7 protein-coding genes are annotated in these 8020 nt (G+C 52.5%); 6 read left to right on the top strand and 1 reads right to left on the bottom strand.

Features of this window, described 5'->3' with window-relative positions:
• The 5 genes from hemN to CSR02_RS12740 form a co-directional block, all read left to right on the top strand.
• Nucleotides 1-1192, top strand: a 1192-nt coding sequence (gene hemN, locus CSR02_RS12760) for an oxygen-independent coproporphyrinogen III oxidase (protein WP_099541896.1), incomplete at its 5' end; no start/stop codon positions are given.
• Nucleotides 1193-1327: 135 nt separating this feature from the next.
• Nucleotides 1328-2005: a 2OG-Fe(II) oxygenase gene (locus CSR02_RS12755; protein ID WP_095045793.1), complete on the top strand. Its 678-nt coding sequence runs from the start codon at nucleotides 1328-1330 to the stop codon at nucleotides 2003-2005.
• Nucleotides 2006-2117: 112 nt separating this feature from the next.
• Nucleotides 2118-3755, top strand: a complete 1638-nt coding sequence (locus CSR02_RS12750; protein ID WP_042786481.1) for an electron transfer flavoprotein-ubiquinone oxidoreductase — start codon at nucleotides 2118-2120, stop codon at nucleotides 3753-3755.
• A 63-nt stretch (nucleotides 3756-3818) separates the two neighbouring features.
• A complete protein-coding gene (locus tag CSR02_RS12745) occupies nucleotides 3819-4568 on the top strand; it encodes an electron transfer flavoprotein subunit beta/FixA family protein (RefSeq protein ID WP_042786482.1) in 750 nt (249 codons plus the stop codon).
• A gap of 2 nt (nucleotides 4569-4570) precedes the next feature.
• On the top strand, nucleotides 4571-5497 hold the full coding sequence (locus CSR02_RS12740) for an FAD-binding protein (protein WP_042786483.1): 927 nt from the start codon (nucleotides 4571-4573) through the stop codon (nucleotides 5495-5497).
• 75 nt (nucleotides 5498-5572) lie between these two features.
• Here the strand turns inward: CSR02_RS12740 and CSR02_RS12735 are convergent, their stop codons facing one another.
• Nucleotides 5573-6214 carry a TetR/AcrR family transcriptional regulator gene (locus tag CSR02_RS12735; protein ID WP_099541895.1) on the bottom strand — a complete coding sequence of 214 codons (642 nt, stop codon included), beginning with the start codon at nucleotides 6212-6214 and terminating at the stop codon, nucleotides 5573-5575.
• A gap of 82 nt (nucleotides 6215-6296) precedes the next feature.
• Here CSR02_RS12735 and CSR02_RS12730 point away from each other — a divergent pair, with 82 nt between their 5' ends.
• Nucleotides 6297-7886, top strand: coding sequence for an efflux transporter outer membrane subunit (locus CSR02_RS12730; RefSeq protein ID WP_099541894.1), 1590 nt, complete (start codon nucleotides 6297-6299; stop codon nucleotides 7884-7886).
• The last annotated feature ends 134 nt before the right edge of the window (nucleotides 7887-8020 follow it).

Genomic DNA, 8020 nt, shown 5'->3' with positions numbered 1-8020 from the left:
GTTTTGCGGGTGCAATACATCCGTCATGCGGCATGAAGATGGGCGTATCGCCTATGGCGATCTTCTGCGCGAAGAAATGCGCCGTATTGTTGCGCTGGTGGGGGAACAACGCACCGTAAGGCATGTGCAGTTTGGGGGCGGTACGCCCACAACCTTGCCTGCCCAATCCTTGCGGCAGATTATGCGTTCAGTGCGCACGTTCTTTCAGTTTGATCCGCAGGCCGAACTGGCAATGGAGCTTGATCCACGGCATGTGCCGCAGGATTATGCTGCATTGCTGGGTGATCTGGGCTTTACGCGTATCAGTCTTGGTGTGCAGGATCTTGAGCCCCGCGTGCAGGAAGCGTGTGGTCGGCATCAGTCTTTTGAACAAACGCAGGCCTGTATTCAGGCCGCACGTGCTGCGGGTGTCTCTGGCGTTAATATTGATCTGATATACGGCCTGCCTTACCAGACAGTTGAAAGTGTGGGTGCAACTGCTCTCAAAATTGCATCCTTGCGACCAGACCGTTTGGCGGTGTTTGGATATGCCCATGTGCCGTGGAAGCAAAAGCGACAGCGCCTGATACCTGAAGCTTCTCTGCCGAAGTCTGAGGAGCGACTGGCACAGCGGGCGGAAATAGATAAAGTTTTGCAGGCGCAAGGGTATCAACCCATAGGGTTGGACCATTATGCTTTGCCAGAAGATGGCCTGGCCAAGGTCGCAAAATCTGGCACATTGCACCGTAATTTTCAGGGCTATACAACGGATTCCTGCCCCGTTCTGCTAGGAATGGGCGCTTCTGCCATATCCATGCTGCCTGCTGGTTTTGCCCAGAATATTACAAGTGTGGCAGCTTATGCACGGGCCATGGCAGAAGGTTCAGATTCTTTGCCTATAGCGCGTGGTGTTGCTTTTACAGAAGACGACAAACTGCGCGGGCCCATTATCGAACGCATTATGTGCGATATGGCCGTTGACCTTGCTGCTGTCGGGCAGGGGCATGATTTTTCTGAAGAGCTTGCAGCGCTTCAACCGTTCGAGCAGGATGGGTTGGTGCAAATTAAAGGCCAGAAAATCAATATCACTTCATTGGGGCGGCCTTTTGTAAGGCATGTTGCGGCTGTGTTTGATACGCGGCGGCGCGCGTTACAGCAGAAGGCCCAGGCAAACGGACAAGTTGCTACACCACAGTTTTCTGCTGCCCTTTAAATAACGCCAAGCCTTGATTGCGTTCGTATTTTGGCGCAAGGAAGGAAAGCTTCCTGTGAAAGGGAGCTATGCAAGACAACCATGATGGTGTCTTTACCCAGCCGATATTCCGTGACAGCTGAAGGATCGGACGCCATGAGTCCTGATGCCACTGCACCCGATCAGAGCGGGACATTCTCTTTGCCGGTTTCGTTAGCGCAAACGCCGGTGATGGCTTACCCATTTCCCCACTGGATGCTTGAAAATGTGCTGGAACCAGAGGCATGTGCAGCATTGCTGGCATGGGATCCGGGCGAGTCGGCTATTGCGGGTGATGTCGGTGGGCGGCGTGAGACTCGTAATAAGTCTCGGGTGTTTGTGGATCCGGCCGTAAGGCGGCAGGACCCACGGCTAAACCGGATGGCGCATCTGTTGGACAGCGAAACCATGCGTTATGCGTTTGAGCGTATCTGTAACGTGGAGTTGGATACCGCAGCACTCCGTTTGGAACTGTGTCTGGATTCGGATGGATTCTGGCTGGAACCACATACAGATATTGGGGCCAAAAAACTTACGTTGCTGATTTCTCTTTCCACCGGGGAAGGGGCAGAGGAACTGGGCACAGATCTTATGACACCTGATGGAAAGTCTGTTGCACGTTCTTCCGGCGCGTTTAATTCGGCTGTGCTCTTCATTCCGTCTGACAAAACATGGCATGGTTTTGTAAGGCGGCCTATCAAAGGCACGCGTCGTACATTGATTGTTAATTTTGTTGATCAAAACTGGCGTGCAGTGCACGAACTGGCGTTTGGCCCACGTGCTATTCAGCACTAATTTTTCTGGCATAGCTGTTTCTGGCAGAACGGGCCTGTGTGTCCGTTTTTGCAATTCTGTGCCAAATCGGGTTTAGGAAAGCAGCATATCTTTAAACGGGGATGAAACGGGAATGAGCGAGCCTGTGCGGGAATCGATGGAATTTGATGTCGTTATTGTTGGGGGCGGCCCTGCGGGGTTGGCTGCCGCAATTCGTCTACGCCAGCTTTCTCCGGATCTGAGCGTCTGCCTGATTGAAAAAGGCAGCGAGATCGGGGCGCATATTGTTTCCGGGGCTGTTATTGAACCCCGCGCGTTGGCAGAGCTGATTCCGGATTGGAAAGAAAAAGGCGCGCCACTGAATACGCCAGTTACATCGGAAGATATGCTATATCTGACCGAAACCGGCAGCCTGCGTGTACCTTTGCTGGATAAGGTCATGCCGCACATGGCCAACCACGGCAATTATGTTGTCAGCCTTGGGGAAGTTTGCCGCTGGCTGGCTACGCAGGCGGAAGAACTGGGCGTGGAAATCTATCCGGGTTTTGCCGGTGCAGATGTGATTATCGAGCGTAACCGCGTGGTTGGTGTTGTAACCGGTGATATGGGTGTGACCAAGGAAGGCACTCCCGGCCCCAATTATCAGCCCGGTATGGAACTGCGCGCCCGTTACACTCTGTTTGCAGAAGGGTGCCGTGGTTCTCTCACCAAGCAGGTGATGGCGCATTATGATCTGCGCAAAGATGTAGACCCGCAGACATACGGACTTGGTATCAAGGAAGTATGGGAAATTCCGGCGGAAAAACATCGCCCCGGTCTAGTGCAGCACAGCTTTGGCTGGCCGTTGGATGACAGCACCTATGGCGGTGCATGGTTATATCACTTTGGTGAAAATCTGGTGTCCTACGGCTTTGTAGTGGGGCTGGATTACGCCAATACGTGGCTTTCTCCGTTTGAGGAAATGCAGCGCATCAAGCTGCATCCGGCTTTTCGCCAGCATCTGGAAGGTGGTCGTCGTATTTCCTACGGTGCGCGCGCTCTTTCCGAAGGTGGGTTGCAGGCCATCCCACGTCTGACTTTCCCCGGTGGCGCATTGATTGGGGATTCGGCGGGCTTCCTGAACGTCCCTAAAATCAAGGGCACCCATACAGCCATGAAGTCCGGCATGCTGGCCGCGGAAGCAGTTGTAGAGGCTGCAAAAACAGACCGTGTTGAGCCGGGTGCATTTACAGAATTGGTGCGGCGTTCATGGTTGTGGCCGGAACTGCGCTCTGCTCGCAATATTCGGCCAGCTTTTGCACATTTTGGTGCCAAAGGCGGCGCAGTGTACGCGGCCATTGATGCCATGCTACTGCGTGGCCGTGCGCCGTGGACACTGCATTTTAAACATGAGGATAGCGATACACTCAAACCCGCTTCCCTGTGTGAAAAGCCGTTCTACCCGAAGCCCGATGGTAAGCTGACATTTGATCGGCTTTCCTCGGTCTTCCTGTCTGCTACCAACCATGAAGAAGATCAGCCGGTGCATTTGCGCCTGCGTAACCCCAGCCTGTGGAAACCTGTGAACTGGGATGTTTTCCGTGCGCCGGAAAGCCGTTATTGCCCCGCTGGTGTTTATGAAGTGGCGGATGAAGCCACAAATCCACATTTGCAGATCAATGCGCAGAACTGTGTGCACTGCAAAACATGTGACATTAAAGATCCTGCCCAGAATATAGATTGGACCACGCCAGAAGGTGGTGGCGGCCCCAATTATCCGGCCGGTATGTGAATTTGGAGTAAAGTACGGTAAGGCAGCGTCCGAACCATCCTGCGTCTGCAAGCGAAAGAAGTCATGAAGATACTTGTACCTGTAAAGCGGGTTGTTGATTACAACATCAAGCCGCGTGTGAAGGCAGATGGCAGTGGTGTTGATACCACTGGCGTCAAGATGTCCATGAATCCGTTTGATGAAATTGCGGTGGAAGAAGCCGTGCGCCTGCGTGAAAAAGGTGCTGCTTCCGAAGTTGTTGTGGTTTCTGTTGGGGTTCAGAAGGCGCAGGATACGCTGCGTACTGCCATGGCCATGGGCGCTGACCGCGCCATTCTGGTTCTGTCAGAAGAAAGCCCCGAACCGCTGGCCGTAGCCAAAGTGCTGCGCAAGCTGGTGGAAAAGGAAGAACCGGGTCTGGTTATTCTGGGCAAGCAGGCCATTGATGATGATATGAATGCTACAGGCCAGATGCTTGCGGGCCTGCTTGGCTGGGGGCAGGGCACGTTTGCCAGCAAGGTAGAAATTGCTGATGATCATGCACGCGTCAGCCGTGAAATTGACGGTGGCACGGAAGAAGTTTCTCTTAAGCTTCCCGCCATCATCACAGCCGATCTGCGCTTGAATGAACCACGCTATGCTTCTTTGCCGAACATCATGAAGGCCAAGAAAAAGCCGCTGGAAACTATTGAAGCCGCTGAACTGGGTGTGGACATGAAGCCCCGGCTGAGCATTGTTTCCGTGGCAGAGCCGCCGGAACGCAAGGCTGGCATCAAGGTTGGTTCCGTTGCGGAACTGGTGGAAAAACTGCGTAACGAAGCAAAGGTGATCTGATCATGACCGCTCTTGTTCTTCTGGATCATGAAGAAGGCCAGATCAGAAAGGCCGCTCTTTCTGCCGTAACGGCAGCTTCTCAGTTGGGTGAAGTGCATGTGCTGGTGGCGGGTGATGCCGCCATTGCACAGGCTGCGGCGGCTGTGCCGGGTGTTGCCAAGGTGCTGCATGCAGCAGATGCACGCTATGCGCACGAACTGGCTGAACCTCTGGCTGCTTTGATTGTTTCTCTGGCAGGCCAGTACGATCATATTGTTGCGGCTGCGGGGGCTACGGGCAAGAACGTGCTGCCACGTGCTGCTGCTCTGCTGGATGTACAACCTATTCCGGATGTTATCCGCATTGTGGATGCAGAAACATTTGTCCGCCCCATTTATGCAGGTAATGCGCTGGCAACGGTAAAGTCCTCAGATGCCAAAAAGGTGCTGACGGTACGTAACGCTGCATTTGATGCGGCAGCTTCCACAGGTGGTAATGCGCCCATTGAAGCTGTGGATGCTGTAGATGCCCCAGAAGTTTCCAAGTTCGAAGCCGTGAAGTTGTCTGATTCTGAACGTCCAGATCTAGAAACAGCACGTGTTGTTGTGTCCGGTGGCCGTGGGATGCAAAGCGAAGAAAAATTCCATACGCTGGATCCGCTGGCAGATGCCTTGGGGGCAGCTATTGGTGCCTCTCGCGCGGCTGTAGATTCGGGTTTCGTGCCAAACGAATATCAGGTGGGTCAGACAGGCAAGATTGTGGCGCCTGAACTGTATATGGCCTTTGGTATTTCTGGCGCTATCCAGCATCTTGCCGGGATGAAGGACAGCCGCGTGATTGTGGCTATCAATAAAGATCCGGAAGCCCCCATTTTCCAAGTGGCGGATTATGGAATGGAAGCGGATCTGTTTGAGGTTGTGCCGCAGTTGGTTGAAGAATTGAAGAAATAAATCTTTTCAACCAAACTGTTGATATCAACAAACCCCGCATATTTAAGGTATGCGGGGTTTGTTTTTTAGAAAATATTATTGGCCGTAAGTTGCCAGAAACATGTTTACGGCAGCATGAATAACCTTTTCTTCATCTTCCTCCATGTTGTCGTAAGACATGTTAAAGCGCTTTCTGTGCGCAATTCTCGTCTGACAAAGTGAGAAAAACTGTTCTGCCGCAAAAACGGGATCATCCGTTTTTAAGGTGCCACGTTGTGTTTGTTCATGAATCCAGTTGGACAATGTTTCAATGGCAATGCGTGGGCCATGTGCCCAAAAAATGGTGGCCAGTTGTGGGAAGTGCGGAGCCTCAGAAACAATCATTCTATAAAGCATCAAGCTTTCAGGCTGGGTAATCAGCTGCACCATGGCGCGTGCCACAGCTGTAAGTGTTTCCTTGGGCGTGGCCTCTTTTTGCACCGGCGCCAAAGCAGGTGGAAGTTTTTCCCGACAACATTTTTCTACAAAAGCGCCAAAAAGATCCGCTTTGTTGGTAAAATAATTATACAATGTGCCCTTAGAAACACCTGCCTCCCGCGCAATGGCTGACATACTGGCGCCTTCATAGCCATGTTCAGCAAATACGTTGTAAGCCCCTTGCAGAATCTGCTCGCGCTTGGCTTCTGATTCTCCCGTACAGGTAGAAGATGAAGAAGAAAGGGAGGAAGGTTCAGACATCAGGATTTCAGACTTTAAAGACAGGCGATTGACGCACAGAGGAAAGAAGGTAGGTTATCATGCTGACCGAACTGGTCGGTCAGTGCAAGGGCTGGTATTTTCTATCAGACATATCATTTTCGATGAGGGTGAACGGGTGGCAAAACGGAATGCACAGCGCACAGGCGCGTTGGCGCTGGTTTTCATGCTGGCGGGGTGCATGGTGGGGCCAGATTATAAAAAACCAGATACATGGTCTCCCTCTCAATGGCAGCGTGCGGCAGATAAGGATACATCGCAGCTTTTGAGTGTTCCCACAACGCAGGCGCCTGATCCGCAATGGTGGGCCATCTTTAATGATCCCGAACTGACATCGCTTGAAAAACGTCTGGCAGATCAGAACCTTGATGTGCAGCAAGCTACCGAACAGTTTGCGGTAAGCCGCGGCCAACTGCTGCTGGCTGGTGCAGAGCGGTTTCCCGATCTGGCTGCTTCTGGCTCGTATCGCAGGGCACAGTATAGTAGCAAACAGTTGGAGCGCATTGTAGAGCGCATTGGCCAGAATGCAGCGGGCACCGGATTGGGAGAATTGCTTTCTGCGCAGTCCTCTTCCATTTCCATTCCCTTGCTCAACCAATGGCAGGATGGCTTGCAGGCTAGTTGGGAAGTGGATCTGTGGGGGCGCGTCCGCAGGCAGTATGAGGCGGCCAAGGCCTACATGAAAGCCACGATGGAAGAACGTCGGGGCATTCTGATCGCGCGGCAGGCTGAACTGGCTTCTGATTATATGACTTTACGTAATTTGCAGGAACAGCTCCGTATTACCAAAGAGAATCGTGATGCGGCATCACAGATTCTTCAACTAAGTTCCTCGCGTTACAAAAGCGGATTAGTGAGTGAACTGGATGTGGATAGTGCTCGCTCACAACTGGAGCGGACCAATGCGTTGATTCCTCAGTTTGAACAACGCATTGCCATGCAGATCAACGCCATCAACCTGCTTATGGGTGCTCCTCCAGGTGGGTTAAATACGGAACTGGAGCAAACAGTAGGGATTCCCCCAGTGCCACCACAGGTGCCGGTTGGTTTGCCCTCTGAACTGGCAGAACGTCGCCCCGATATCCGTGAAGCCAGTGAGGAACTTCATGCGGCGACCGCAGAGGTCGGGCAAGCTGAAGCTGATTTCTATCCAAAAGTTACTATTGATGCGGGCTTTGGTTTTCAGTCCTTTTCTTTCCGCGATATGGGATTCTGGAGTTCCCGCATGTGGAATGTGGGGCCATCCATTACGCTTCCCATCTTTCAGGGAGGGCGTTTGACAGGTCAGCTTCAAATGAAGAAGGCTTCCCAGAAAGCGGCAGCGCTGCGGTATCGCAAAACGGTGCTGAACGCATGGAAGGAAGTGGATAATGCACTGACTGCCTATCAGGCAGAACAGAAGCGTAACCAGAATATCCGTAATCAGGTTGCGGCAGATGCGCGGTCGCTAGAGTTGGCGCAAAGCCAATACAAGCATGGGCTTCAAAGCTATTTGCAGGTTTTGGATACGCAGCGCCGCCTTTTGCAGTCTCAGACGCAGCTGGCGGATAGCACTGCCACCATATCGGGTAACTTGGTGCAGCTTTATAATGCGCTTGGTGGGGGCTGGGAGACTGCTTTTCCCGAGAAAACCAAGGTAGTTGCCAAAAACTAAGCGTAGAAAAGCAGGCGGCCGGATGGCCGCCTTTTTTATAAAAAAAAGCATTTCTTTGAAGATTATGTATTTTTTCTGAAATTGGGTGTTGACGTTATGAGTGGGTGGGGTGTAGAAGCTGCTTCACCGAGACG

The sequence above is a fragment of the Acetobacter pomorum genome (assembly GCF_002738225.1).
GTDB lineage: Bacteria > Pseudomonadota > Alphaproteobacteria > Acetobacterales > Acetobacteraceae > Acetobacter > Acetobacter pomorum.
The sequence above is the reverse complement of the archived record's forward strand: the minus strand, read 5'-3'. Positions and strand labels throughout refer to the sequence as shown.

Bases quoted from the DNA above. Each gene is read 5' to 3' on its own strand.
- CSR02_RS12735 (WP_099541895.1), bottom strand. From the start codon at position 6,214: ATGTCTGAACCTTCCTCCCTTTCTTCTTCATCTTCTACCTGTACGGGA.
- CSR02_RS12740 (WP_042786483.1), top strand. From the start codon at position 4,571: ATGACCGCTCTTGTTCTTCTGGATCATGAAGAAGGCCAGATCAGAAAG.
- CSR02_RS12750 (WP_042786481.1), top strand. From the start codon at position 2,118: ATGAGCGAGCCTGTGCGGGAATCGATGGAATTTGATGTCGTTATTGTT.
- CSR02_RS12745 (WP_042786482.1), top strand. From the start codon at position 3,819: ATGAAGATACTTGTACCTGTAAAGCGGGTTGTTGATTACAACATCAAG.
- CSR02_RS12755 (WP_095045793.1), top strand. From the start codon at position 1,328: ATGAGTCCTGATGCCACTGCACCCGATCAGAGCGGGACATTCTCTTTG.